General features: G+C 60.5%; 23 protein-coding genes. 11 read left to right on the plus strand and 12 right to left on the minus strand.

Translation table 11 applies throughout. The features are described from left to right. Positions 1 to 139 precede the first annotated feature (139 nt). Together I6N93_RS02645 and I6N93_RS02650 are read left to right on the plus strand one after the other, a co-directional pair. Positions 140 to 904: a transporter substrate-binding domain-containing protein gene (locus I6N93_RS02645; protein WP_085686324.1), complete on the plus strand. Its 765-nt coding sequence runs from the start codon at positions 140 to 142 to the stop codon at positions 902 to 904. 240 nt (positions 905 to 1144) lie between these two features. Beyond that, complete coding sequence (locus tag I6N93_RS02650) at positions 1145 to 1396, plus strand: YdgH/BhsA/McbA family protein (RefSeq protein WP_085686322.1); 252 nt, start codon at positions 1145 to 1147, stop codon at positions 1394 to 1396. Between the two features lie 125 nt (positions 1397 to 1521). On the opposite strand, the gene alr is transcribed toward I6N93_RS02650, so the two are convergent. Both alr and dnaB read right to left on the minus strand, forming a co-directional pair. Next, entirely contained in the window at positions 1522 to 2607 is a 1086-nt protein-coding gene (alr, locus tag I6N93_RS02655; protein WP_085686320.1) for an alanine racemase, read from the minus strand. 18 nt (positions 2608 to 2625) lie between these two features. Beyond that, positions 2626 to 4035, minus strand: coding sequence for a replicative DNA helicase (dnaB, locus tag I6N93_RS02660; protein WP_085686318.1), 1410 nt, complete (start codon positions 4033 to 4035; stop codon positions 2626 to 2628). 119 nt (positions 4036 to 4154) lie between these two features. On the opposite strand from dnaB, the gene I6N93_RS02665 reads away from it, so the two are divergent. Further along, entirely contained in the window at positions 4155 to 5138 is a 984-nt protein-coding gene (locus I6N93_RS02665) for a quinone oxidoreductase (protein ID WP_085686316.1), read from the plus strand. Positions 5139 to 5550: 412 nt separating this feature from the next. Here the strand turns inward: I6N93_RS02665 and pspG are convergent, their stop codons facing one another. Both pspG and dusA read right to left on the minus strand, forming a co-directional pair. Next, a complete protein-coding gene (gene pspG / locus I6N93_RS02670; RefSeq protein ID WP_085686314.1) occupies positions 5551 to 5775 on the minus strand; it encodes an envelope stress response protein PspG in 225 nt (74 codons plus the stop codon). 162 nt (positions 5776 to 5937) lie between these two features. Continuing rightward, positions 5938 to 6990: a tRNA dihydrouridine(20/20a) synthase DusA gene (gene dusA, locus I6N93_RS02675; RefSeq protein WP_085686312.1), complete on the minus strand. Its 1053-nt coding sequence runs from the start codon at positions 6988 to 6990 to the stop codon at positions 5938 to 5940. Between the two features lie 278 nt (positions 6991 to 7268). Here dusA and I6N93_RS02680 point away from each other — a divergent pair, with 278 nt between their 5' ends. Next, the gene (locus tag I6N93_RS02680) at positions 7269 to 8051 is read left to right on the plus strand and encodes a hypothetical protein (protein ID WP_139829917.1); all 783 of its coding nucleotides are present in this window, start codon (positions 7269 to 7271) and stop codon (positions 8049 to 8051) included. 50 nt (positions 8052 to 8101) lie between these two features. Here I6N93_RS02680 and I6N93_RS02685 read toward each other — a convergent pair whose 3' ends face one another. Further along, complete coding sequence (locus I6N93_RS02685) at positions 8102 to 9052, minus strand: LysR family transcriptional regulator (RefSeq protein ID WP_085686308.1); 951 nt, start codon at positions 9050 to 9052, stop codon at positions 8102 to 8104. Between the two features lie 128 nt (positions 9053 to 9180). Between I6N93_RS02685 and lysA the strand changes: the two genes are divergently transcribed. From lysA to I6N93_RS02705, 4 genes are all read left to right on the plus strand, one after another. Beyond that, a complete protein-coding gene (gene lysA / locus I6N93_RS02690; protein ID WP_085686306.1) occupies positions 9181 to 10443 on the plus strand; it encodes a diaminopimelate decarboxylase in 1263 nt (420 codons plus the stop codon). A 273-nt stretch (positions 10444 to 10716) separates the two neighbouring features. Beyond that, entirely contained in the window at positions 10717 to 12024 is a 1308-nt protein-coding gene (locus tag I6N93_RS02695; protein WP_085686305.1) for a GntP family permease, read from the plus strand. 11 nt (positions 12025 to 12035) lie between these two features. Continuing rightward, complete coding sequence (locus I6N93_RS02700; RefSeq protein WP_197669183.1) at positions 12036 to 13208, plus strand: glycerate kinase family protein; 1173 nt, start codon at positions 12036 to 12038, stop codon at positions 13206 to 13208. Between the two features lie 94 nt (positions 13209 to 13302). Then, positions 13303 to 14469, plus strand: a complete 1167-nt coding sequence (locus I6N93_RS02705) for a CdaR family transcriptional regulator (protein WP_085686302.1) — start codon at positions 13303 to 13305, stop codon at positions 14467 to 14469. Positions 14470 to 14482: 13 nt separating this feature from the next. On the opposite strand, the gene I6N93_RS02710 is transcribed toward I6N93_RS02705, so the two are convergent. Beyond that, positions 14483 to 15505, minus strand: coding sequence for a LacI family DNA-binding transcriptional regulator (locus I6N93_RS02710; protein ID WP_085686300.1), 1023 nt, complete (start codon positions 15503 to 15505; stop codon positions 14483 to 14485). Positions 15506 to 16093: 588 nt separating this feature from the next. On the opposite strand from I6N93_RS02710, the gene aas reads away from it, so the two are divergent. The 3 genes from aas to I6N93_RS02725 are packed head-to-tail and all read left to right on the plus strand — an operon-like array spanning position 16094 to position 19951. Further along, a complete protein-coding gene (gene aas, locus I6N93_RS02715; protein WP_085686299.1) occupies positions 16094 to 18256 on the plus strand; it encodes a bifunctional acyl-ACP--phospholipid O-acyltransferase/long-chain-fatty-acid--ACP ligase in 2163 nt (720 codons plus the stop codon). Then, entirely contained in the window at positions 18253 to 19449 is a 1197-nt protein-coding gene (gene lplT / locus I6N93_RS02720) for a lysophospholipid transporter LplT (protein ID WP_085686298.1), read from the plus strand. Before aas ends, lplT begins: the two co-directional genes overlap by 4 nt. Positions 19450 to 19474: 25 nt before the next feature. Then, positions 19475 to 19951 (plus strand): GNAT family N-acetyltransferase, encoded by a 477-nt coding sequence (locus I6N93_RS02725; protein ID WP_085686296.1) that lies wholly within the window; start codon positions 19475 to 19477, stop codon positions 19949 to 19951. Positions 19952 to 20167: 216 nt separating this feature from the next. Here I6N93_RS02725 and I6N93_RS02730 read toward each other — a convergent pair whose 3' ends face one another. The 6 genes from I6N93_RS02730 to proC all read right to left on the minus strand — a co-directional run bounded on the left by I6N93_RS02730 (position 20168) and on the right by proC (position 23885). After that, positions 20168 to 20296: an entericidin A/B family lipoprotein gene (locus I6N93_RS02730; protein ID WP_085686294.1), complete on the minus strand. Its 129-nt coding sequence runs from the start codon at positions 20294 to 20296 to the stop codon at positions 20168 to 20170. A gap of 123 nt (positions 20297 to 20419) precedes the next feature. Continuing rightward, positions 20420 to 21556: a radical SAM family heme chaperone HemW gene (gene hemW / locus I6N93_RS02735; RefSeq protein WP_085686293.1), complete on the minus strand. Its 1137-nt coding sequence runs from the start codon at positions 21554 to 21556 to the stop codon at positions 20420 to 20422. After that, a complete protein-coding gene (locus tag I6N93_RS02740; RefSeq protein ID WP_085686291.1) occupies positions 21549 to 22142 on the minus strand; it encodes an XTP/dITP diphosphatase in 594 nt (197 codons plus the stop codon). The genes hemW and I6N93_RS02740 overlap by 8 nt, the downstream gene beginning before the upstream one ends. A gap of 7 nt (positions 22143 to 22149) precedes the next feature. Beyond that, positions 22150 to 22455, minus strand: a complete 306-nt coding sequence (gene yggU / locus I6N93_RS02745) for a DUF167 family protein YggU (RefSeq protein WP_085686289.1) — start codon at positions 22453 to 22455, stop codon at positions 22150 to 22152. After that, positions 22452 to 23006 carry a YggT family protein gene (locus I6N93_RS02750; RefSeq protein ID WP_085686288.1) on the minus strand — a complete coding sequence of 185 codons (555 nt, stop codon included), beginning with the start codon at positions 23004 to 23006 and terminating at the stop codon, positions 22452 to 22454. The genes yggU and I6N93_RS02750 overlap by 4 nt, the downstream gene beginning before the upstream one ends. Positions 23007 to 23063: 57 nt before the next feature. Further along, positions 23064 to 23885 carry a pyrroline-5-carboxylate reductase gene (proC, locus tag I6N93_RS02755; protein WP_085686286.1) on the minus strand — a complete coding sequence of 274 codons (822 nt, stop codon included), beginning with the start codon at positions 23883 to 23885 and terminating at the stop codon, positions 23064 to 23066. Positions 23886 to 23911 lie beyond the last annotated feature (26 nt).

Raw genomic sequence — 23911 nt, forward strand, 5'->3', positions numbered from 1 at the left:
ACGATGAGTTTGGGAGCGCAGGATAGCGGATCACTCTTTGGCGGTTGGTGCGCATGCCGGAATGTGTCATAAAGAGTGAAAAATTTTCACGTCGGCGCAAGCACGACGTCGCTCAACGTCAATAGTAAGGGTTAAATAAATGAAGACATGGTTCCCGCTGACTTTGTTGCTGGCTTCCGGCACCGCAAGCGCCGCATCGCATCTGGATAGCGTGCAGCAGCAGGGCGTGCTGAGAGTCTGTACCACCGGAGATTACAAGCCTTACAGCCTGCTGCGAGAAGACGGCGAATACGAAGGAATCGATATCGACATGGCGCAGTCGCTGGCCGCTAGTCTTGGCGTGAAGGTCGCCTGGGTGAAAACCACCTGGAAGACGCTGATGCCTGACTTTACGGCAGGGCGTTGCGATATCGCCGTCGGTGGAATTTCCGTGACGCTGGAGCGACAGAAAAAAGCGTTCTTTACGAACAGGATTGATGTGGATGGAAAAATTCCGCTGGTGCGTTGCGAAGACAAAGCGAAGTATCAGACGATCGACCAAATCAACCGCCCATCGGTGCGTTTGATTGAACCTGCCGGCGGCACCAATGAGGCGTTTGCGCATGCCCATTTGCCCAAAGCGCAGTTGATGCTGCGTGATAACGTGACGATCTTCCAGCAGTTGGCGGACGGCAAAGCGGACGTCATGATCACCGAGGCGTCGGAGGCGTTATATCAGCAGAAACACTATCCGTCGCTGTGCGCAGTGAATCCGGAGCAACCGTTGCAGTATGGCGAAAAAGCGTTTTTGCTGCCGCGGGACGACGCAAGTTGGAAGCAGTACGTAGACCAATGGCTGCACTTGACAAAATCCACCGGAGAGTATCAGCAGATTATGGGGAAATGGATTTCGGTAATGAAATGATAAACCAGTGATAGAGGTAAGTCAGATGGTTTAGGCTGAAATATGACCATTAGACCAGATTTTACGCGATCGCATCGATAGCTAAATATAATGATATTTTAACTATCGGTGCTTTTTTTGTTCATATTTTTTGAACGTAGTCAGCAAATTAACCCAATTTTAACAGTGCTGTAACTGGACTATGATCTTTCACATCGAAGACAAACGTCGTCTTCTTAACATTATGTGAAGGATACTATTATGAAAACCATCAATACCGTTATCGCCGCTGTTGTTCTTTCTACCGCTTCATTCGCCACGTTCGCTGCGACCGAAGTCAACCAATCTCAGGGCCGACCTATCGGTAGTGTTTCCGCGAGTGCGATAAGCCTGGGCGACCTGCAGGCCAACCTCTCTTCCGCGGCAGATGCATCGGGCGCCAAGTCATTCCGCATCATCTCCGCGATGGACAGCAGTAACCACATCCGTGGCGTCGCCGAAATCTATAACTAACTTCAGCGGTGGGGCACCTTCATAAGGTTGGCTGCTCATGAAACCTGCCGACGATAAACGCCTGATAAAAAGGCCCGCAATTCAATTGCGGGCCTTTTTTGCGCCCAGGTCAGGACGGAAAAAATTCAAAACGGTTCATCCGTATAGACAATTTGGGTGCGGGACGTCAGGCGCGTCAGCAGCTCATAGGCGCTGACGTCATTTATCGCGGCCACGCTTTCGACCGGCAAATGTTTTCCCCACAGCTCGACTTCATCGCCGGCGCGATCCTGCGCGTCCGGCCCCAGATCCACCGTGATCATATCCATCGATACCCGACCCGCCAGCGGGACTTCGCGTCCGTTAATCCACACCGGCGTGCCGCTTTTTGCGCAACGGGGATAGCCGTCCCCATAGCCCATGGCGACCACGCCGAGTCGCGTATTGCGCGGGCTGATCCAGGTGCTGCCGTAGCCGACCGGTTCACCGGATTGATGTTCGCGCACCGCAATCAGGTGGGATACCAAGCGCATTGCGGGTTGTAACCCCCAACGGGCGGCGTTGTCGCCGTCGAGCGGCGAGACGCCGTAGAGGATGATGCCGGGACGAATCTGGTCGCGGTGCGCTTGTGGCCACAGCAGAATGCCGCCGGATGCGGCGATGGACTGCGCTCCCGGCTTACCCGCGGCAATGGCGTCGAACGTGGCTAACTGATGCTCGGTGACATCGATGTCCGGCTCATCCGCGCGGCAGAAATGACTCATGATGTTCACCGGTTGCACCACATTGTGGCAACGGGACAGCCGTTGCCACAAGGCGTCGGCCTGATCCGGTTTTACGCCAAGACGGTGCATACCCGTGTCCAGCTTCATCCAGACCGTTAACGGACGCTCCAGCGTCGCCTGCTCCAGCGCTTCCAGCTGTTCAATGCTGTGGACGGCGGTTTCCAGACCCTCGGCCGCGAGCACAGGCAGATCCTGCGCGGAGAAAAAACCTTCCAGCAGCAAAATGGGGTGGGTAATGCCGGCGGCGCGCAGGGCCAGGGCTTCGCTGAGGCGGGCGACGCCGAAGGCATCGGCATCGCTCAGCGTGCGGGCGGTTTCCAACGCGCCATGCCCGTAGGCATTGGCTTTGACAATCGCCACCAGGCGGCTGTTTGGCGCACGCTGGCGGATGACGTGCAGATTGTGTCGCAGAGCGCGGCGATTAATGACGGCGGTTGCCGTTTGCATGCTCGTTCCCTTATCGCATTATTCATCATCGTAGTGTGGCCCGGCGTAGTTATCGAACCGCGACCACTGCCCGTTAAAGGTCAGGCGTACCGAGCCGATGGGACCGTTACGCTGTTTCCCAATAATAATTTCAGCGATGCCTTTCAGGTCGCTGTTCTCGTGATAAACCTCGTCACGATAGATAAACATGATCAGGTCGGCATCCTGCTCAATGGAGCCGGACTCACGCAGGTCGGAGTTGACCGGACGTTTATCGGCGCGCTGCTCCAGACTACGGTTAAGCTGGGACAGTGCGATAACGGGCACTTGCAATTCTTTCGCCAATGCTTTGAGCGAGCGAGAAATTTCTGCGATTTCCAGTGTACGGTTTTCCGATATCGACGGCACCCGCATCAGTTGCAGGTAGTCGATCATGATCAGGCTAAGGCCGTCATGTTCGCGGAAGACGCGACGCGCGCGGGAACGGACTTCCGTCGGCGTCAGGCCCGAGGAGTCATCAATGTACATGTTGCGTTTTTCAAGCAGCAGCCCCATGGTGCTGGAGATGCGAGCCCAATCCTCGTCGTCCAACTGACCGGTACGGATACGGGTCTGGTCGACGCGCGACAGCGACGCCAGCATACGCATCATGATCTGTTCGCCGGGCATTTCCAGACTGAAAATCAGCACTGGTTTTTCCTGCGTCATAGCGGCGTTTTCGCACAGGTTCATGGCGAAGGTGGTTTTCCCCATCGAGGGGCGGGCGGCCACGATAATCAGGTCGGATTTTTGCAGGCCGGCGGTTTTCTTGTCCAGATCCTGATAGCCGCTGGACACCCCGGTGACGCCGTCGTGTGGGCGCTGATAGAGCTGCTCGATACGGGAAACGGTGTCTTCCAGAATACGGTCGATGCTTTTCGGGCCTTCGTCCTTGCTGGCGCGGTTCTCCGCGATTTGGAAGACGCGGGACTCCGCCAGATCCAGCAGATCTTCGCTGCTGCGGCCCTGCGGATCGTAACCGGCGTCGGCGATTTCATTAGCGACGGCGATCATTTCACGCACGACGGCGCGTTCGCGCACGATATCGGCGTAGGCGCCGATGTTGGCGGCGCTGGGGGTGTTCTTAGCCAGCTCGGCCAGGTAGGCGAAGCCGCCGGCGGAGTCCAGTTCGCCTTTCTGCTCCAGCGACTCTGAGAGGGTGATCAGGTCGATGGGCTTGCTCATCTCCAGCAGACGCTGCATTTCACTGAAAATCAGCCGATGAGCGCGATTGAAGAAGTCATTGGTGACGACGCGTTCGGCTACGTTGTCCCAACGCTCGTTGTCGAGCATCAGTCCACCCAACACAGACTGTTCCGCTTCCAATGAATGTGGGGGGAGCTTGAGTCCTTCGACCTGACGGTCGCGAGGTTCTGCGGATTTATTGGTGGATCTTTTCTTCTCTGCCATGAAGCGCGTTCTTACGGGTTGATTAATCAGAATGGAAGGGGGCATTGTATCTCTGAAAAGCGGGAATGGCACTCGCTGTCACCGCGAACCCCTAAATTGAGAAAGAATCTGGAGATCATATGGCTAAGCGCATTCAATTCAGCAGCCCCGGCGGACCTGAGGTGCTGGAACTGGTAGATTTCCTCCCCGCCGAACCGGCCCGGAACGAGGTACAGATCGAAAACCGCGCCATCGGCGTCAACTTCATCGACACCTATTTCCGCTCCGGGCTGTATCCCGCGCCGTCCTTGCCCTCCGGGCTGGGGAGCGAAGCGGCGGGGATGGTGGTCAAGACCGGTGCCGACGTCACGACCCTGCAGGCGGGCGACCGCGTGGTCTACGCGCAGGGCGGGCTGGGCGCTTACAGTCAGGTGCACAATGTGGCGGCAGATAAAGTGGCGAAGCTGCCGGACGCCATCAGTTTCGAACAGGCGGCGGCCAGTTTCCTGAAAGGGCTGACGGTTTACTATTTGTTGCGAAAAACCTACGACGTGCAGCCGGGAGAAACCATTCTGTTTCACGCGGCGGCGGGGGGCGTTGGACTAATCGCCTGTCAGTGGGCGAAAGCGCTGGGCGTTCGTCTGATAGGAACGGTGGGGTCCGCGCAGAAAGCCGAGCTGGCGCAACAGGCCGGCGCATGGGCGACCATTAACTACCAGCAGGAAGACATTGCGCAGCGCGTGTTGGCGCTGACTGAAGGCAAGAAAGTCGGCGTGGTGTACGACTCCGTCGGGAAAGCCACCTGGCAGGCGTCGCTGGACTGCCTGCAACGACGTGGGTTGATGGTCAGTTTCGGCAATGCCTCCGGGCCGGTCACCGGCGTCGATCTGGGCATCCTCAACAAGAAAGGTTCGCTGTACGTCACGCGGCCGTCGCTGTTCGGCTACATCACCAATCGAGAAGAGTTGGAGGAAGCGAGCGACGCGCTGTTCTCCCTGATCGCCAGCGGCGCGATTTCGGTGGAGGTGCCGAAAGCGCAGACATTCGCGCTAGCGGATGCGCGACAGGCGCATCTGGCGCTGGAAAGTCGTCAGACGCAAGGTTCTTGCCTGCTGATCCCCTGATACTCAGGGCGATCTGAGCCGGAGAGCACGACGCCCGCTGAGCGGGCGTTTTTGTGTGTTCAGCCGGATGGGCTGCCCCGGATGGGGCCGAGGGAGGCAGTGAGGATTTGACCTAGCGTTAAACGGAGTGGTTGGATACGCTCCGCCGCCGGTGATGGGCGGCAGAAGCGCTGCGGATTTTCATCGCGCTGTCTGGTAGGGTACAGCGGCTTGTCGGGGGAGGTGCCTGTACGGCGTCATTGTTATGTGTCCCGGCGTAGATGAAAACAGGATGCCGCCTGCGCGAACATGATCGCAACGCGCTGCGGCTAACAGGCCAAAAGCGTACCCGTTGGCGTCACGAAAAACCCATCGCTGACGCACAGTTTTAACGACGGAGTTTTCCTTTTTTCCTCTTTTGCCTCGCGTGGGGCTAGCGGTAATAGCGCCGGCGCTGTTTTCGCTGATAGCCGCGCCACATCCATACCGCGGCGACGGTCAGCAGCAGCCACGGCAGCATCTTGAATGCCATGACAAACAGACCGCCGAGCAGCATGAAGACGGTGGCGACCAGCAAAGCGGCGAGCACGCCCAGCAGCGATATCCCGGTCATCATTAGCATGATGAAGAAACCGATGATGAAGAAAATTTCAAACATGGCGTACTCCTGTCAGTGTGGTGCCGGGCGTGGCCCGGCGATTGTGGCGATCAACGCCCGACAGAAGGTATTACAAGAAGCGTGCCAACACAAAATTGGCTTAACCTCTTGATTATACTTACAGGGTGAGAGGCATGAGACGGTGCGTCACGGCGAAAACCGCTAACTATTAGCGGATCCCACTGCGTCACGCGGCACCAGCGAGAGCGCCTTCTCAACGACGGACGCATCCGCGCCGGGACGATGAGCGTTTTCGCTCAGGTAGCGACGCCAGCGTCTGGCGCCCGGCACGCCCTGGAACAGCCCCAGAATATGACGCGTGATATGACCGAGATAAGCCCCCTGCGACAGCTCGCGTTCGATGTACGGATAGAGCGACTCGACCACGCTAAACGGGTCTGGCGCGCTGTCCACGCCGAACAGCTCGCGGTCGACCTGCGCCAGCAGGCCGGGATTGTGGTACGCCTCGCGCCCCACCATGACGCCGTCCACATGACGCAGATGCTCGTGGGCCTCCGCCAGCGTTTTGATGCCGCCGTTGAGGGCGAGGGTCAACGCGGGAAAGTCTTGCTTGAGCCTGTAGACGCGCGGGTAATCCAGCGGCGGGATTTCGCGGTTTTCCTTCGGGCTGAGGCCCGACAGCCAGGCTTTACGGGCATGGACGATAAAGTTGTCGCAGCCGCCGCGCGTCGCCACAGTGTCGATAAAATCGCACAGGAACGGATAGCTGTCCTGCTCGTCGATGCCGATGCGGGTTTTCACCGTGACGGGAATGCTCACCACGTCGCGCATCGCCTTGACGCAGTCGGCCACCAGCGCGGCATCCGCCATCAGGCACGCGCCGAAGCGGCCGTTCTGCACGCGGTCGGACGGACAGCCGACGTTCAGGTTGATCTCGTCGTAGCCGCGAGCTTCGGCTAGCTTCGCGCACTGCGCCAGCGCGGCGGGATCGCTGCCGCCCAGTTGCAAGGCTACCGGGTGCTCCTCCTCGCTATACGCCAGATAGTCCCCTTTACCGTGAATAATGGCCCCGGTCGTCACCATTTCTGTATACAACAACGCCTGACGGCTCATCAGCCGGTGAAAATAGCGGCAGTGGCGATCCGTCCAGTCCAGCATGGGCGCGACGGAAAACCGGCACAGCGGATAGGCGGCCTGCGCGTCGGAGGAGGTACGGGAATCTAACGGGTTTTCAGCTTTATTGTCTGGGTGCATGTCTAAATTTTCTGGCGTGTGGAGGCTGTCTCAGCGCGTCGGTAAACGGCGTTCGACCGCGGGCCGAACGTATGTTGCATCAATATAACATAAGGTTGCGTAAACTCGCGGATGCCGGGCGCAGAGAACGTGTAGGATGAAGCGCAGCCCCGGATCGATATTACATAAACGCGACGCGGAACGGCGCGGAACGCCGAAGGCATTGCTACACTCGCTGCGCCGGAGTCATGCGGGCAATACACGTTTTCAGAATGGTTTTTCATGCAATTGGGGGAATTATGCAGTGTGATTTAATACTGGACGACGGTTTTTTCCGTCCTCTCTCGACCTACGTCGACGGCCTGCCTTTTCATCTGTTGCAACAGAATTTCACTTACGGCGTCTTTTCAAGCCGGCAGGACGAGGCGTCTGACGCCGCCGGTTACGAAATCTATCCCTATAAGGACCTATCTCAGGAACGCGCGGCGCTGCACCGCCAGCTGGCGACATGGCTCGCCGACGCGGACGTTTCGATGGTGGTCCTGTGGGCCAATCTGGGCGTCGCCCGGCAGGAAATTCTGCTGTACGAAATTCTGGTCTGGCTGGCCGAGACGCGTTGGGGCGATAAGGTCTCTGCACGCTGCGTGGATCTCGCCGAACTGCCTCAGCCCGCCTTCCAGGAAGGCACGGCGGCCTACTATCAGCGGATTTATCGTGACTTCTCTCTGCCGCAAAATAACAATCCCCTCACGCCCGAGTTGACCGCCGGCGCGCGAAATACGCTGTCGTCGCTCTATCACACCGGTCACCTGATCGTCAGGCACAAAGACGTGCTGGCGGCGCTGCCGACCAATTTTTTCGACGAGGTGATCGTCTCCGTCGCGAGTAAGCACTATCAGCCGGTCAAGGTCCTCACCGCCAAGGTGATGCTGTCGCTGTGGGCGAAAGGCTACGCCGAGGTGGAAGATGTGGTCATTATGTCGCGCATTCTGTTTCTGGCCAGCCACGATCACCGGTTGCAGGTGCGAAAAAACATCTTCGACCAGAACCTGATTTCCAACGTCTATATCAAGCTGAAGTGACGGCGGCGTCCGGCGCGTTAAACGAGAAAGCCGGACGCATTCCGTGTGACTCAGTCCTGACGAAGCCTTGTTTCTCCGTTAATCAATCGCTGCAAGCGGGCCGGAAATGCCTGCGCAAACCGCTGCAGGTGCTCGGTCACGGTATCGACCAGCGCGGAGGCAGGGCGGTGCAGCGGGCGGATCAGGCTGACGGTAAAGGGGACGTCGATGCTGAAACGGCGGACGACTACGCCGTGACGGGAGGCGGCATAGTCCGCGGCCGTCAGCGGATTGACGATGGACAGGCCCACCCCGGCGCGCACCATCGCGCAGACCGAGGCGGCGCTGTGCGTTTCCATCACCATACTGCGCTCCACGCCCGCTTCCTGAAACAGATGGTCGAGCCACTGACGGTAGCTGTCCGCGCTGGACAGGCTGATGAACGGCTGGTGGCGAAAATCTTCCGGCGTCAGCACCGGCTTGCTGGCGAGCGGATGGCGGGACGGCAGCACGCAGACTTCGCTGAGCTGCATCAGCGTCTCACGCTCGGTGCCTGCGGGCGTCGTGCTGTTCTCGGTCAGCCCCAGATCGTGACGCTGCGCGGAGAGCCACTCTTCGAGCAGCGGCGACTCCTGGGGAATGATGTGCAGATTGAGCGTGGGGTATTCCGCCAGCAGCGGCTGACACACCTCCGGCAGCAGCGACTGGGAAAAGACCGGCAGGCAGGCGATGGACAGCTGCGCCTGTTGGAAGCGCCGAATATCCTCGGCCGCACTGACGATCCGGTCCAGCCCGTAGTAAGAGCGCTGGACCTCTTCAAACAGCCGTAGCCCCTGCGCGGTCGGATGCAGGCGGCCGCGCACCCGTTCGAACAACGCCATCTGCATGAGACGCTCGAAGCGCGCCAGCTCCCGGCTCACCGTCGGCTGCGACGTATTGAGCAGGCCGGCGGCTTCCGTCAGGTTGCCGGTGGTCATCACGGCATGAAAAATTTCGATATGTCGCAGGGAAATGGCCGCCACGCTAGATACCTTGGTTTAGGATAAAGCCATATCATAAATGAATAGACTCTGCGTAAAAGGATATTTGTTTCCCTCAAGGGCGATTCCGCACAATGCAGACATAATTTCATTTAACAGGTGTTGACCCCATGCCGCACGATCTGAATACCCCTTCCCACGCGTTGAACGCAGACAGCCTGCGGGCGCTGCCGGCCCGCTTCGGCTGCCCGGTCTGGGCCTACGACGCCGACACCATCATCAACCGCATCGCCCAACTGCGCGCCTTCGACACCATTCGGTTCGCGCAGAAGGCGTGCTCCAACATCCATATTCTGGCGCTGATGCGCCGGCACGGCGTCAAGGTGGATTCCGTTTCGCTGGGGGAGATCGAGCGCGCGCTGGCGGCCGGCTTTCAGCCGGGAACGCCGGATCACGACATCGTCTTCACCGCCGATCTGCTGGATCACGCTACGTTGAAACGGGTGGCCGCGCTGAACATTCCCGTCAACGCCGGTTCCGTGGACATGCTCAATCAACTGGGCGCCGTCTCGCCGGGGCACCCGGTCTGGCTGCGCGTCAATCCGGGCTTCGGCCACGGACACAGCCAGAAAACCAATACCGGCGGTGAAAACAGCAAGCACGGCATCTGGTACGGCGATCTGCCGCTGGCGCTGGCGGCGATTGAGCGTTACCCGCTCAAATTAGTCGGTTTGCATATGCACATCGGCTCCGGCGTAGACTACGGCCATCTGGAACAGGTTTGTGACGCGATGGTGCGGCAGGTGATCGACTTCGGTCAGGATCTGGAGGCTATCTCCGCAGGCGGCGGGCTGTCCATCCCTTACCGTGACGGTGAGGAGTCGATCGACACGCAACACTATTACGGGCTGTGGAACGGTGCGCGTGAGCGCATCGCCGCGCATCTTGGTCATCCGGTCACGTTGGAGATCGAACCCGGCCGTTTCCTGATGGCGGAAGCGGGCGTGCTGGTGGCGGAAGTCCGGGCCGTCAAGGCGATGGGCCGCCGTCACTTCGTGCTGGTCGACGCCGGGTTTAACGATCTGATGCGCCCGGCGATGTACGGCAGCTACCACCACATCACGCTGCTGCCGGGGGATGGCCGCGATTTGGGCGGATCGGCGCTGCGCGACACGGTGGTGGCGGGGCCGCTATGCGAGTCCGGCGACGTCTTTACCCAGCAGGCGGGCGGCGGCGTTGAAACTATCGCCCTGCCGGATGCCAAAGTCGGAGACTACCTGGTCTTCCACGACACCGGGGCCTACGGCGCGTCGATGTCGTCTAACTACAACAGCCGTCCGCTGCTGCCGGAAGTGCTGTTCGACGGCGGCGAGCCGCGCCTGATCCGCCGTCGGCAGACGGTGGAAGAGCTGCTGGCGCTGGAACAGCTGTAATACCTCTCTCGCCTCTCCCTGCATCCGGGAGAGGCGTCATCTCCTGGTCCCGCCGTTCCTCGCGTCTGTGATAGGCCTCTCCCCGCCTTGTCTCTTCACACGGTTTTCACCGTGATTTCACCCGCTTATTTTGTGTTCGCGCACATAGGTGAATACCGCCGCCAGCCCTAAAATAAGGGCTATCAAATCGCGGCGTTACCTTATTGATGCCCGTCGCCGCAATACACGCTTCTCTACCCTACGTAACAGATATAACAATAAAGAGGTCATACTATGAACGGCATGGAACCCCTTGGTTGGTATGGAGCATTAATCGGTCTATTCATTGCCATTTTCTTGATTCTTCGCAAAATAAATCCCGTCTACTCGCTATTTTTCGGCGCAATCGCGGGCGCGGTGATCGGCGGCGCGAGCCTTGACCAGACGCTGGCTCTGCTGACCACCGGGACGCAAAGCGTGATGGGCACCGTGATCCGCGTGCTGGCCGCCGGCGTGCTGGCCGGGGTGATGATGGAGTCCGGCGCGGCGGAGACCATCGCCCAGGCGGTGGTGAAAAAAATGGGCGAGGGCAAGGCGATCCTGGCGCTGGCGCTGGCCACGATGATCATCACCGCCGTCGGCGTTTTTATCCCGGTCGCGGTACTGATCGTCGCGCCGATCGCGCTATCGGTCGGCAACAAAATGGGGATCTCCAAGCTGGCGCTGCTGTTGGCGCTCTCCGGCGGCGGCAAGGCGGGCAACATCATCTCACCGAATCCGAATGCCATCGCGGCGGCTAACGGTTTCCACATCTCCCTGAGCGATGTGATGATCGCCGGTTTTATTCCCGCCATGGGCGGTTTGCTGATGACGATCCTGATCGCCGGTTTGTTGAAAAACAAAGGCGCCAAGGTGACCGAACAGGAAGTCGCCGCGCTGTCCGCGCATCAACCTGCGGGCGACAAGCGTTACCCGCCGCTGCATCAGGCCATCGTGGCGCCGCTGGTGGCGGTGATCCTGCTAATGATCAATCCCATCGGCTCGATCCTGAATATCCCGCTGCTCTCCGAGTTTAAGCTTGATGCGCTGTACGTCTTGCCGATCGCCGGGATCGTCGGCCTGCTGGCGATGGGGCAGCATAGAAAATTGATCGCCTATACCGCGTCCGGGCTGGAGAAAATGACGGCGACGGTCCTGATCCTAATCGGCGCCGGGGCGATAGCCGGTCTGATTGCGGCGTCGAATTTGTCGACGCAGGTGGTGGCGCTCATCAACCTGATGGGGATCTCCGGCACGTTCCTGGCGCCGATTTCCGGGATCCTGATGGCGGCGGCCACGGCTTCGACGTCCACGGGCGTCATTCTGGCGACCGGCACGTTCGGCAGCGCCATCGCCAACGTCGGCGGCAGTCCGATCGCCTCTGCGGTGATGGTGCACACCGGGGCGACCGTGATCGACTCTCTGCCGCAGGGCAACTACTTCCACGTGACCGCCGGCAGCATGAACATGGCGCTGCGCCAGCGCATGTCGCTCATTCCTTATGAAGCGATGGTGGGCGGCACCATGACGATTATCGCCACCGTGCTGTACGGTCTCCTTTAACCCGTGACGAGATGATTCCTATGAAACATGAAACCTTTGTATTGGCACCGGATTCATTCAAAGAGAGCATGACCGCTAAAGAAGTCTGCATAGCGATGGAGAAAGGGCTGCGCAAGGTCTTTCCCGAGGCGAACTACCTCCATGTCCCGATGGCGGACGGCGGCGAAGGTACCGTGCAGTCGCTGGTCGACGCCACCCACGGCGAGCTGTTTCACCTGTCGGTGACCGGGCCGCTGGGTACGCCGGTGGACGCGGTCTACGGCGTCATGGGCGACGGCGACGTGGGGGTGATTGAAATGGCCTCCGCCAGCGGTATCCACCACGTCAATGAGCAGACCCGCAATCCGCTGGTGACGACGACCTACGGCACCGGTGAACTGATCCGCGCCTGTCTGGACAAGGGGATAGAAAAAATTATTCTCGGCATCGGAGGCAGCGCGACCAACGACGGCGGAACGGGGATGGCCGAAGCGCTCGGCGCCCGTTTCTTCGACGGCGACGATAAACCGCTGCCGCGCGGCGGCGGGGCGCTCGGACAGCTGAAGCGCATCGACGTCAGCGGAATGGATCCGCGTCTGGCGCAGGTCGAGATCATTGTGGCCTGCGACGTCACCAATCCGCTGTGCGGCGAACAGGGCGCTTCCCACGTCTTCGGACCGCAGAAGGGCGCGACGCCGGAGATGGTGGCGAAGTTGGACGCCAACCTGTCTCACTATGCCGACGTGGTGTTGCATCAACTGGGCAAAACCGTGGGAACGGCGCCGGGGGCGGGTGCCGCAGGCGGATTGGGGGCGGGGCTGATGGCTTTCACGCGCTGTGTGATGCAAAAAGGCATTGATATCGTCATCGAGTACAGCGGCCTGCGGGATAAGTTACAGGGAGCGGACTACTGCTTGACGGGGGAAGGCCGCATCGATAGTCAGACGCGCTTCGGCAAAACGCCTTACGGCGTAGCGAAGACCGCGCAGGCGCTGCAGGTCCCGGTGATCGCCGTGTCCGGCTGCGTCGGCGATGGCATCGAGTCTCTGTATCAGGAGGGGATCGACGTCATCTTCGGGATGATCCCGCGCGCCGATCCGCTGGCGTCGTTACTGCAAGAAGGGCCTGCCAACATGGAGCGGGCCTGTGAAAACATCGGCCGTCTAATCCGTCTCTCCCAGGCGCGAGGCGCGTCCGGAGGTTAACTCCGGCGTTTCGTCGAGGGGGGAACATGCTAGGCTGAGTGTGCAGGCGAGCGTGGTGTTGCCGCGTGCCTGCGTCACCGTCTGGAGAAAAGACATGTCGGATTACCATTTTGACGCCACGCTGGCCGGTGCCATTGTCGCGCGCACGATGCAGATCATCGAATGCAACGTGAACGTGATGGATGCGACGGGGAGAATCATCGGCAGCGGCGACAAGGAGCGTATCGGCGAAATTCATGAGGGCGCGCTGCTGGCGCTCACGCAGGAACGTATCGTCACGATCGACGACGCGTCCATGCACATCCTGCAGGGCGTTAAGCCCGGCATCAATCTCCCCCTGCGGCAGGACGGCGTGATCGTCGGGGTGGTGGGCCTGACCGGCCAGCCGGACGGGCTGCGCCAGTATGGCGAACTGGTCTGCATGACGGCGGAAATGATGCTGGAGCAGGCGCGGCTTATGCAGTTGCTGGCGCGTAACAGCCGTCAGTGCGAAGAGCTGGTGCTGAACCTGATCCGCTGCGATACCTATTCCGAGACGGTCAGCGAATGGGCGAGACGGCTGGGGATAGACCTACAGAAACCACGCGTTGCGCTGGTGGTCGAGTTGGACAGCGGCCAGCTCGGCGTCAGTACGGCCATGACCGAGCTGCAGCAGTTTCAGAACCTGCTGACGGAGCCGGGCATGGCGCCGGAGCGGGAAGAGGGACTGATGGCGATTGTCTCTTTGACCGAGATGGTGGTGCTGCAACCGCTGTCCGAACACGGTCGCTGGGACCCGGAAGCCCATCTGCGGCGGATCCAACTGCTGTATCAGCGCCTGCATGACGAAAGCCCGCTGCGGGTGCGGCTGGCTCTGGGCAACTTTTTCCCCGGCGAAGGCGGTCTGCAACGTTCTTATCAGACGGCGAAAACCACCATGAAGGTGGGCAAACAGCGTCAGCCCGACGCGCATTGCTACAGCTATCAGGACATGGCGCTGCCGGTGTTGCTGGACAGCCTGCGCGGCGGCTGGCAGGCCAACGAGCTGATGCTGCCGCTAAGACGGCTGCGGGCGATGGACGGCAACGGGATCTTTCGCAAAACGCTCTCCAGCTGGTTCTGCTACAACCTGCAAAACACGGTCACGGCCAACGCGTTGTACATCCATAAAAATACGCTGGAATACCGTTTGCATCGTATCTCGGACATCACCGGACTGAATCTCTCCCGCGTCGACGACCGTCTGCTGCTGTATATCGCGCTCCAGCTGGAAGACGGTTAATCCTTTGTGTCGCTTAAGGATGAGCGGCGGTGGCGTAAGGTCCGGGCCGCACCGAATCGCGAATTTTCAGCACGCCGGTGAACGGCGTCAGCGGGGCGGCTTCCTCGCCCGAAATCAGACGTAGCGCCTGCTGAATGGCGGTGCCCATCATCTCTTCGATCGGCAGATAGACCGTTGACAGCGACGGATTCAGAAAGGCAGCGTTAGGCTCGTCGTCAAAGCCGAACAGCGACAGATCCTCCGGCAGCGTTTTGCCCGCTTCACTGAACGCCTTCATCGCGCCGATACACATATCATCGTTGCTGGAGAACAGCGCGCTGAACACGACTCCCCGGGCCAGCAGCGCATGCGCGGCGAGATAACCGCTCTCCACGCTGCTGTCGCCGTGGACGATCCGCCGGGGATCAACGCCCAGACCGTGGTGTTGCAATGCGGCTTCATAGCCGGAGAGGCGAGCCTGTGAGGTCGGCGTCGTCATCGGTCCGGTGATGCAGGCGATCTCGCGGTGGCCTTGGGTGATCAGATAGTCGACGACCCGAAACGCCGCGCTCTGCTGTTCAAAGACGACGCTGCGATCGCGCCTTTGCGGCAGATCGCGGTTGATCACCACAATCGGGACGCTGGACTCCGCCAAGAGCGTCATCAGCTCCTGCTCGGACATATGGCGGGTATAGAGGATGATGGCGTCGCAGCGGCGGTCGGCCAGCAGTTCGACGGACTGGCGTTCATCTTCCGGCGTATCGTGTCCGTCGGTGACGATCAGGTGTTTGCCGCTGCTCTCGGTCAGTTCTGCGGCCCGACGCAGCAGGCGGCCGAAATAGGGGCCGTCGAAGTGGGAGACGACGAGCCCAATGCTGTTGGCGCTGCGGTGGGCCAGCGAGCGCGCCAGAAAGTTAGGCCGGTAGCCCAACTCGTTCATGGCCTTGAAAACGGTTTCCCGCGTGCTGGCTTTCACCTGGCCGGTGCCGTTAAGCACGCGCGATACCGTCGCTTTCGAAACGCCGGCGTGGTGGGCCACATCGAGCATGGTTTTCATGGCGGTATACCCGTTTTCAGTTAATCGATCTGAGTTCGCATACTACCACAAGGGTGAAAACGCGCGCACGGGGCGGGTGCCTCAGAACGCGCGACGAACTTTGTTCAGGCGCGGGAATCGCCCTAATCACAAGGCGTAATTACAGGGTGGGGCAGAATTTTACACCTGGTTGCACTTCGTGCAGTTATCTTGCGATTCGCGGCTGGAGAATAAATGCCTGACTCTCTACAGTGAAATTCCCAGAGGTATTAATGGGTGACAAGTGGATGTGACGTTCACCATGAACCATATTTATTTCACCAACCTACGCGGATGCGTAGGTTTTTTTTGTCTGTCGTTTATCCCTTTCTGAATACGCGCTCATTCCTTCAGCCGCGATGAGTCCCCGCCTGAACAGACGGTTTCCTTGCGGCGTTCACCTTCTCCTTTCTTTTTGGGTCGAGGCGTCGTGCTGGCCGCGTCCTCAAGGCGCTTATTCTGGTGGCAATGGGTTGGCTATAGTATTTTGTGCCATTGAATTCGCTTAAAACCCCGTGAGGCACTGCGGTCAAACAGCGTGCCAGCGAGGGTTTTACCTAGGGAGATGGGATGATTTATAACGCACTACGCTGGCTGTTGCGTCGCCTGTACCGTATCGAAATCACCGGGGACGAACGCGTCTTCCGGCAGTCAAAACTCCTGATTACGCCGAACCACGCGTCGTTTATGGACGGCGTGCTGCTGGCCTTGTTCCTGCCTCTGCAAGAAAAACCGATCTTTGCCGTCTACTCCTCCATCGCCGACCGCTGGTTCATGCGGTGGACGAAACGGTTTGTGGACTTTGTAGCGTTGGATCCGACGCAGCCGATGGCCATCAAACGCCTGATCCGCGTGGTGGAGCAGGGACGGCCGGTCGTGGTGTTCCCGGAAGGGCGCATCACGGTGACCGGCTCCCTAATGAAGATCTACAGCGGCGCGGCGTTTGTGGCGGCGCGTTCAGGGGCGACCGTCGTCCCGGTCCGGCTGGAAGGGCCGGAGTTCACGTTCTTCGGGCGTTTACGCGGCGTCGTGCGTCGCCGCCTTTTCCCGCAGATCTCCCTGCACTGGCTGCCGGCCGTGCAACTGCCTATGCCGGATGCCCGCGGCGCGCGCGAACGCCGTGAGCTGGCCGGCGAACATCTGCATCGCATCATGATGGAAGCCCGCATGGCGGTGCGTCCTCGCCATACGCTGTATCAGGCTTTTTTGGCCGCCTGTGGCCGCTACGGCTACGGCTCCTCCAGCATTGAGGACGTCGCCATGCAGGCAGACAGCTACCACGGCCTGCTGAAAAAATCGTTGGGGGTGTCGCGGATCCTGCAACGCTTCACGGCGGACAAAGAACACGTCGGCCTGCTGCTGCCGAACGCGACCGTGACCGCCGCCGCTATTCTGGGCTGCTCCCTGAGTGGCCGTGTCCCGGCGATGCTGAACTACACCGCCGGGACCAAAGGGCTGCAAAGCGCGATTCTGGCGGCCAGCCTCAAAACGATTGTGACCTCCCGCCAGTTCCTCGAGAAAGGCAAACTGACCCATCTCCCCCAGCAGGTGAAAGAAGCCAACTGGGTCTATCTGGAAGATCTGAAAGGGACGGTGACGATCGCCGATAAGCTGTGGATCCTGTTTCATCTGCTGTTCCCCGCGCAGGCGATGGTGCCGCAGCAGCCTGACGATGTCGCGATGATCCTGTTTACCTCGGGTTCGGAAGGTTACCCGAAAGGCGTGGCGCACACCCACAATAGCCTGCTGGCCAACGTCGAACAGATTCGCACCGTGGCCGACTTCACGCCGCAGGACCGTTTCATGTCCGCGCTGCCGCTGTTTCACGCCTTTGGGTTGACGGTCGGGTTGCTGACGCCGCTAATCACCGGTGCGAAGGTGTTTCTCTACCCGAGTCCGCTGCACTACCGCATCGTGCCGGAGCTGGTCTACGACCGTAATTGCACCGTGCTGTTCGGCACCTCGACCTTCCTGGGCAACTACGCGCGCTATGCGCATCCTTACGACTTCGCGCGGTTGCGCTATGTGGTGGCCGGGGCGGAAAAACTGTCAGAGACGACGCGGCAGGTTTGGCAGGAGCGCTTCGGTATCCGCATTCTGGAAGGCTATGGCGTAACGGAATGCGCGCCCGTCGTGGCGATTAACGTGCCGATGGCGGCCAGGCCGCACACCGTCGGACAACTGCTGCCGGGGATGGAAGGACGGCTGATCCCGGTGCCGGGAATCGGCGCCGGCGCGCGTTTGCAGCTGCGCGGACCGAACGTGATGAAAGGGTATCTCCGCGTCGAACGGCCCGGCGTTCTGGAAACGCCCGCCGCCGACAATGCGCAGGGCGAGCGGGAAGAGGGCTGGTACGACACCGGCGATATCGTCACGCTGGATGAACAAGGTTTCTGCGCCATCGTAGGCCGTGTGAAACGTTTCGCTAAACTGGCGGGCGAAATGGTGTCGCTGGAAAGCGTGGAGCAGTTGGCGTTGCAGGCGTCTCCGGACGCGCAGCATGCGGCCAGCGCCCGTAGCGACAGCAGCAAAGGAGAAGCGCTGGTGCTGTTCACCACCGATGCCGACCTGACCCGCGACCAGCTACAGGCGCAGGCGCGCCAGCACGGCGTACCGGAACTGGCGGTGCCGCGCGATATTCGCTACGTGAAGGCGCTGCCGATGTTGGGCAGCGGCAAGCCGGACTTCGTCACGTTGCGTCAGATGGCGGAAGATCGGGAGTACACCGTATGAACCCTGTCTCAACGCCAACGACGCCGCTGCTTTCACGGGGCATGATCGCCGTAATGGCGGCGCAGTTCTTTTCCGCCTTCGGCGACAACGCGTTGCTGTTCGCGACGCTGGCGCTGGTGAAATCGCTGTTGTATCCCGACTGGAGCCAGCCGTTTCTACAGATGGGATTCGTCGCCGCCTATATCCTGCTGGCACCGTTTGTAGGCCAGTTTGCGGACAGCTTCTCCAAAGGCCGCGTCATGATGCTGGCGAATGCCCTGAAGCTGGCGGGCGCGCTGCTGATTTGCGTGGGCGGCAATCCCTTCCTGGGCTACACGCTGGTTGGCGTCGGGGCTGCGGCTTATTCGCCCGCCAAGTACGGCATTTTGGGCGAGATTAGCCACGGCGATCAGCTGGTGAAGGCCAATGGCCTGATGGAAGCCTCCACCATCGCCGCCATTCTGATCGGTTCGGTCGCGGGCGGCCTGTTGGCGGACTGGCATTTGGGCGCGGCGCTCGGCGTCTGTGCGCTGGCTTACGGCATCGCGCTGGCCGCCAACCTGCTCATTCCGCGTCTGAAAGCGGCTAAAAGCGGCAGCTCATGGCATCCCCGACGGATGGTCGGGGCTTTCGTGCATGCCTGCCGGGTGCTGTGGGACAACGGCGAAACGAGGTTGTCTCTGCTGGGCACCAGCCTGTTCTGGGGCGCGGGCGTGACGCTGCGTTTCCTGCTGGTGCTGTGGGTGCCGCTGGCGCTGGGCATCAGCGACAACTCGACCCCCACGCTGCTGAATGCGATGGTGGCCGTGGGGATCGTCTTCGGTGCGGCGGCGGCGGGGCGTCTGGTGACGCTGAAAACCGTGCGCCGCTGTCTGCCCGCCGGGGTGTTGATTGGCGTGATGGTGGTGTTCTTCACGCTGCAACACAGCCTATTCGGCGCCTATACCTGCCTGTTAATCCTCGGTGCGCTGGGTGGTTTCTTCATCGTGCCGCTCAATGCGCTGTTGCAGGAAGCCGGTAAGGCCAGCGTCGGCGCGGGCAACGCCGTCGCGGTGCAAAACCTGATGGAAAACGGCGCCATGCTGCTGATGCTGGCGCTGTACTCGCTGGTCGTGAAGCTGGGCGTGTCGGCAATAGCGATCGGGACTGGCTTCGGCGCGCTGCTCGCGCTGGCGATTGCCGTACTGTGGGCATGGGGACGCGTTAAGCGTTAATGATGGGCGTGAGGAGTGTGGCGACGTGACGAATGCGGTGGAGTGGCGCGACTGGGGCGTCGACGATCTGACGGTGCAGAGCCTGTATGAAATTCTGCGGCTGCGCAATCAGGTCTTCATCGTTGAGCAATCTTGCCCGTATCAGGACATCGACGGGCAAGACCTGACGCCGGGCCATCGTCATATCGTCGCCTGCCGGCACGGACAACTGCTGGCCTATGCTCGCCTGCTGGCGCCCACGCCGGAGCGCGAGGCGGTCGCTATCGGCCGGGTGATCGTCTCTGCCGAAGCGCGCGGACAGAAGCTGGGGTATCTGCTGATGGCGCAGGCTCTGTCGGCCTGTTCCCGCCACTGGCCGCAGCGTCCCTGCTATCTGTCGGCGCAGGCGCATCTGCAAGACTTCTATCGTCAGCTGGGTTTCGTCGCCGTCGGCGAGGTCTACGATGAGGACGGGATACCGCACATCGACATGTTCCTTTCCGCCCCGCCTTCCGCAGGCTGACCCTCCACTCGTTCAGCGCGTTCGTCGCTGGACGGGGCGCTCTCTTTTTTCCCTTCTCTGTGAGGCGGAAATCTCGCGTCGGCCAGCCTTAATTTCGCGTCTGGCAGGGGAAGGCGTGGGAAAACGAGCGTTGGAGTGTGGGATAAACAGACAGAAAATCGCCCCGAGCGTGGGATAACGCTCGGGGCGGGGTGTGATGGTCAGCGCTTAAACGGCTTAGCTGGCGGTTCGGGAGATGGAGCTGCCGAGCTTCTGAACGTCCTGACCAAAGCCGCGCGTGGTGTTACAACCGCTCAGGGTTGCGGTGATCAACAGTACAGCCGTCAGTAATGTGATGTTGTTCATCGTGGTTTACCTGCTACCTCAGTCTCAGTCCTGTCTTCACTTTGTCATATTCTCGCCTGCCAGTTCAATGCGCTTTATCGCGCCGTCAGCGATTTTTATGCGGCATGACGACGCGCGGCGAAATCAGTCGGCGAGAAAGCCTTCCAGCAGCGTATTCAGGAACAGTTTGCCGTGCTCGGTGATCTGCCAGTGGCGGTCGGTTTCCGTCAGAAAACCTTGCGCCAGCGCCGCGTCGATCTGCGGGCGGATCGCCTGCTCCGTCAGTCCAGTATAGTCCGTGAAATCCGCGCGCGGCGCGGGCTCCAGCAGACGGAAACGGTTCATAAAGAACTCGAACGGACGGTCATTCAGCGGGACGTCCGTGATTTGATGCCGATACTCGCCCCGCATGTAGCCGCGCGGATGACGGGTCTTGGCGGTGCGCACGATGCGTCCGTCCGCGAACGTCAGCTTGCCGTGCGCGCCGCAGCCGATACCGAGATAGTCGCCGAAGCGCCAGTAGTTCAGGTTATGTTGGCACTGGTAGCCCGGCCGGGCGTAGGCCGAGGTTTCATACTGCTGATAGCCCGCGGCGCTCAGCAGTTCGTGTCCGGCGCTGAAAATGTCCCAGAGCGCGTCGTCGTCCGGCAGCGTCGGCGGTCGGGAGCCAAAGAGCGTGTTGGGTTCGATAGTGAGCTGATACCACGACAGATGAGGCGGGTTCAGCGCGGTAGCCTGACGCAAATCGTCCAGCGCCTCTTCCAAAGACTGCTGCGGCAAGCCGTGCATCAGGTCAAGGTTGAAGCTGCGCAGGCCTAGCTGTTCGGCCAGCCGCGCGGCGCGCTTCGCCTCTTCCGGCCCGTGAATGCGGCCCAGCCGCTGGAGTTTGTCCGGGCTGAAGCTTTGCACGCCGATGGAAATGCGGTTGATGCCCGCCTGCTGGTAGCCGCTGAAGCGGTCGGCTTCGACGGTGCCGGGGTTGGCCTCCATTGTGACTTCGGCCTCAGGCGACAGTGTCAGTCTGGCGCGTACGCCGTCCATCAACTGCTGCATTGCTTCAGCGCTCAGCAGGCTAGGCGTGCCGCCGCCGATGAAGATCGAGTGCAGCGGCCGTCCCAGCGCCATCGCCAGATCCGCATCCAGATCGGCCAGCAGGTGATCCACATATTCCCCGTGCGGCACCTCGCCTTTGAGCGCGTGCGAGTTGAAGTCGCAGTACGGGCATTTCTGCACGCACCAGGGAATATGGATGTAGAGGCTGAGCGGGGGCAGCTTAAGCATTGCGCAGGGCATCCAGCAACTGTCGAAGCGCTTTACCGCGGTGGGAGCGGCTCAGCTTTTCGCTGCGGGTCAGCTCTGCGGCGGTGACGCCGGCGTCAGGCACGATGAAAATCGGGTCATAGCCAAAACCGCCGCTGCCGGCCGGTTCACGGGCGATAGTGCCTTGCCAGCTGCCGTGACACACCAGCGGCGTCGGGTCGTCGGCATGCATCAGGAACACCAGCACGCAGTGAAAATGGGCGGTGCGCTGGTCGTCCGGCACGTCTTGCATGGCTTCCAGCAGCTTGTGCAGATTCTGCTGGTCGTCGGCGTCTTCGCCTGCATAGCGCGCGGAGTAGATCCCCGGCGCGCCGGCCAGCGCATCCACCGCCAGACCGGAGTCGTCGGCGATGGCGGGCAGTCCCGTGATACGCGCGGCGTGACGCGCCTTGAGGATGGCGTTCTCGATGAACGTCAGGCCGGTCTCCTCGGCGGAGTCTACGCCCAGTTCGGTCTGCGCCACGATATCCAGCCCGAAGTCCGCCAGCAGATCGGCGAGTTCACGCACTTTACCGGCGTTGCCGGTGGCTAATACGACTTTTTGCATCAATGAGTTAGTCCTGAGAAGGTGAAGCGATGAGTTCCGCGACGTTGGCGGGAATAGTCTGCGGATCGACGATTTTGATCTGTTTATGCCGACCTAACTCGCCTCTTTCAATAATCACTTTGCTTTTGGCGACGCGAAACTGCTTGGAAAGAAATTTGACCAGATGCGCGTTGGCCTGACCGTCGACCGGCGGCGCGGTGATCGCCACCTTCAGCTCTTCGCCGTGCAGGCCGACAATCTGGTCGCGGCTGGCTTTCGGCTGTATATACAGCCGAATCACCAGCGCGTCCCGATCGTAGCTGACTGCGCTCACAGCAGGGACCACAGCCCGGGCAACAGATCCAGGCCGAGGTAGTTCAGCAGATACAGGATCAGGATGACCACCATCGCGGAGAAGTCGAGGCCGCCCATCGCAGGCAGTATGCGGCGGATCGGCGCCATCAGCGGTTCGGTCAGTTGATACAGCAGGTAATCGACCGGGCTGCGGCCCTGGCTGATCCAGCTCATCAACGAACGGATGATGACCATCCAGAACACCAGATAACCTGCGGATTTGAGCAGCGACAGCAGTCCGACCAGCAGATTCATCGGGCTGAGCGACAGCGCGCCGACCTGTATCAGCAGCAGCAGCGGGTATTTCAGGGTGGTCAGCAGAAACGCCAGCAGTAGCGAGGCGCTATCGATGGGGCCGAGCGAGGGGATGATGCGGCGCAGCGGTCCGACGATCGGCTGGGTCAGCTTCACCACGAACTGCGACAGCGGATTATAAAAATCGCTGCGCGACCACTGCATCCAGATGCGCAACAGCAGCACCATCACATACAGGTCGATCAGCGTTTTGACTAGAAACGTCAGTGTAAGCATAAATGCAACGGTTCCTTTCGGGTCAGAGGGAGATGTCTTTGAGGCGTAATGCCATGATTAAAAAAGCTTTTCCATTTCTTTGGCTCGCGCGACGGCGGCCTGCATGGCATTCGATACGGTTTCAGCCAGGTGCTGTTCGTTGAATACCCGCAGCGCTTCGGCCGTGGTGCCGCCCTTGGAGGTCACATTTTCCCGCAGGGTCGATAAATCTTTGTCCGGGCTGGCGGCGACCAGCGCGGCGGCGCCGGTGGCGGCCTGCTGAACCAGCTGTCGCGCCGTTCGGGCATCGAATCCCTGGCGTTCGGCTTCCCGCTGCATGGCTTCCATAAACAGGAAGAAGTAAGCCGGCGCGCTGCCGGCGGCGGCGATGACGCCGTTGATCTGCGCTTCTTCGTCCACCCAGCAAACCTCGCCGACGCTGGCCATCAGGCGGGTGGTGAAATCGCGGTCGGCTTTGCCGACGTTGTCCGGCGCATACAGTCCGCTCATGCCTTTGCCGACCAGAGACGGCGTGTTGGGCATGATACGCACGATATTCAACGGTTTGCCCAGTAGCGCCTGAAAACGCGCGACGCTGACGCCCGCGGCGATGGACAGCACCAGTTTGCCGCTGAAGTCGACGTCCGACGCCAATGCTGAGCACACGTCCGCCATCAGCTGAGGTTTCACCGCCAGCACGATGACGTCGGCCTGTTGTGCGCAGTCGACGTTATCGCCGGAGCTGATGATGCCATACTCCCGGGCCAACGCATCGCGACGCGTCGCCGTCGGGGCGCTGACGGCAATGTGCGTGGCGGGATAGCCGCCGTCGATTAAGCCGGCAATAATGGCCTGCGCCATGTTACCTGCGCCGATAAAGGCAATTTTTCGGTGTTCCATCGGATTCTCGCTGTAGTCGGGTGTCT

The organism is Lonsdalea populi, from assembly GCF_015999465.1.
GTDB classification, from domain to species: Bacteria; Pseudomonadota; Gammaproteobacteria; order Enterobacterales; family Enterobacteriaceae; genus Lonsdalea; species Lonsdalea populi.

What these genes read in the sequence shown, in the direction of transcription:
- I6N93_RS02650 (WP_085686322.1), top strand. Translation starts at nt 1,145, where the DNA reads ATGAAAACCATCAATACCGTTATCGCCGCTGTTGTTCTTTCTACCGCT.
- I6N93_RS02750 (WP_085686288.1), bottom strand. Translation starts at nt 23,006, where the DNA reads ATGCTTACACTGACGTTTCTAGTCAAAACGCTGATCGACCTGTATGTG.
- I6N93_RS02695 (WP_085686305.1), top strand. Translation starts at nt 10,717, where the DNA reads ATGAACGGCATGGAACCCCTTGGTTGGTATGGAGCATTAATCGGTCTA.
- I6N93_RS02710 (WP_085686300.1), bottom strand. Translation starts at nt 15,505, where the DNA reads ATGAAAACCATGCTCGATGTGGCCCACCACGCCGGCGTTTCGAAAGCG.
- I6N93_RS02665 (WP_085686316.1), top strand. Translation starts at nt 4,155, where the DNA reads ATGGCTAAGCGCATTCAATTCAGCAGCCCCGGCGGACCTGAGGTGCTG.
- hemW (WP_085686293.1), bottom strand. Translation starts at nt 21,556, where the DNA reads ATGCTTAAGCTGCCCCCGCTCAGCCTCTACATCCATATTCCCTGGTGC.
- pspG (WP_085686314.1), bottom strand. Translation starts at nt 5,775, where the DNA reads ATGTTTGAAATTTTCTTCATCATCGGTTTCTTCATCATGCTAATGATG.
- proC (WP_085686286.1), bottom strand. Translation starts at nt 23,885, where the DNA reads ATGGAACACCGAAAAATTGCCTTTATCGGCGCAGGTAACATGGCGCAG.
- I6N93_RS02705 (WP_085686302.1), top strand. Translation starts at nt 13,303, where the DNA reads ATGTCGGATTACCATTTTGACGCCACGCTGGCCGGTGCCATTGTCGCG.
- lplT (WP_085686298.1), top strand. Translation starts at nt 18,253, where the DNA reads ATGAACCCTGTCTCAACGCCAACGACGCCGCTGCTTTCACGGGGCATG.
- I6N93_RS02645 (WP_085686324.1), top strand. Translation starts at nt 140, where the DNA reads ATGAAGACATGGTTCCCGCTGACTTTGTTGCTGGCTTCCGGCACCGCA.
- dnaB (WP_085686318.1), bottom strand. Translation starts at nt 4,035, where the DNA reads ATGGCAGAGAAGAAAAGATCCACCAATAAATCCGCAGAACCTCGCGAC.
- alr (WP_085686320.1), bottom strand. Translation starts at nt 2,607, where the DNA reads ATGCAAACGGCAACCGCCGTCATTAATCGCCGCGCTCTGCGACACAAT.
- dusA (WP_085686312.1), bottom strand. Translation starts at nt 6,990, where the DNA reads ATGCACCCAGACAATAAAGCTGAAAACCCGTTAGATTCCCGTACCTCC.
- I6N93_RS02730 (WP_085686294.1), bottom strand. Translation starts at nt 20,296, where the DNA reads ATGAACAACATCACATTACTGACGGCTGTACTGTTGATCACCGCAACC.
- lysA (WP_085686306.1), top strand. Translation starts at nt 9,181, where the DNA reads ATGCCGCACGATCTGAATACCCCTTCCCACGCGTTGAACGCAGACAGC.
- I6N93_RS02700 (WP_197669183.1), top strand. Translation starts at nt 12,036, where the DNA reads ATGATTCCTATGAAACATGAAACCTTTGTATTGGCACCGGATTCATTC.
- aas (WP_085686299.1), top strand. Translation starts at nt 16,094, where the DNA reads ATGATTTATAACGCACTACGCTGGCTGTTGCGTCGCCTGTACCGTATC.
- I6N93_RS02740 (WP_085686291.1), bottom strand. Translation starts at nt 22,142, where the DNA reads ATGCAAAAAGTCGTATTAGCCACCGGCAACGCCGGTAAAGTGCGTGAA.
- I6N93_RS02680 (WP_139829917.1), top strand. Translation starts at nt 7,269, where the DNA reads ATGCAGTGTGATTTAATACTGGACGACGGTTTTTTCCGTCCTCTCTCG.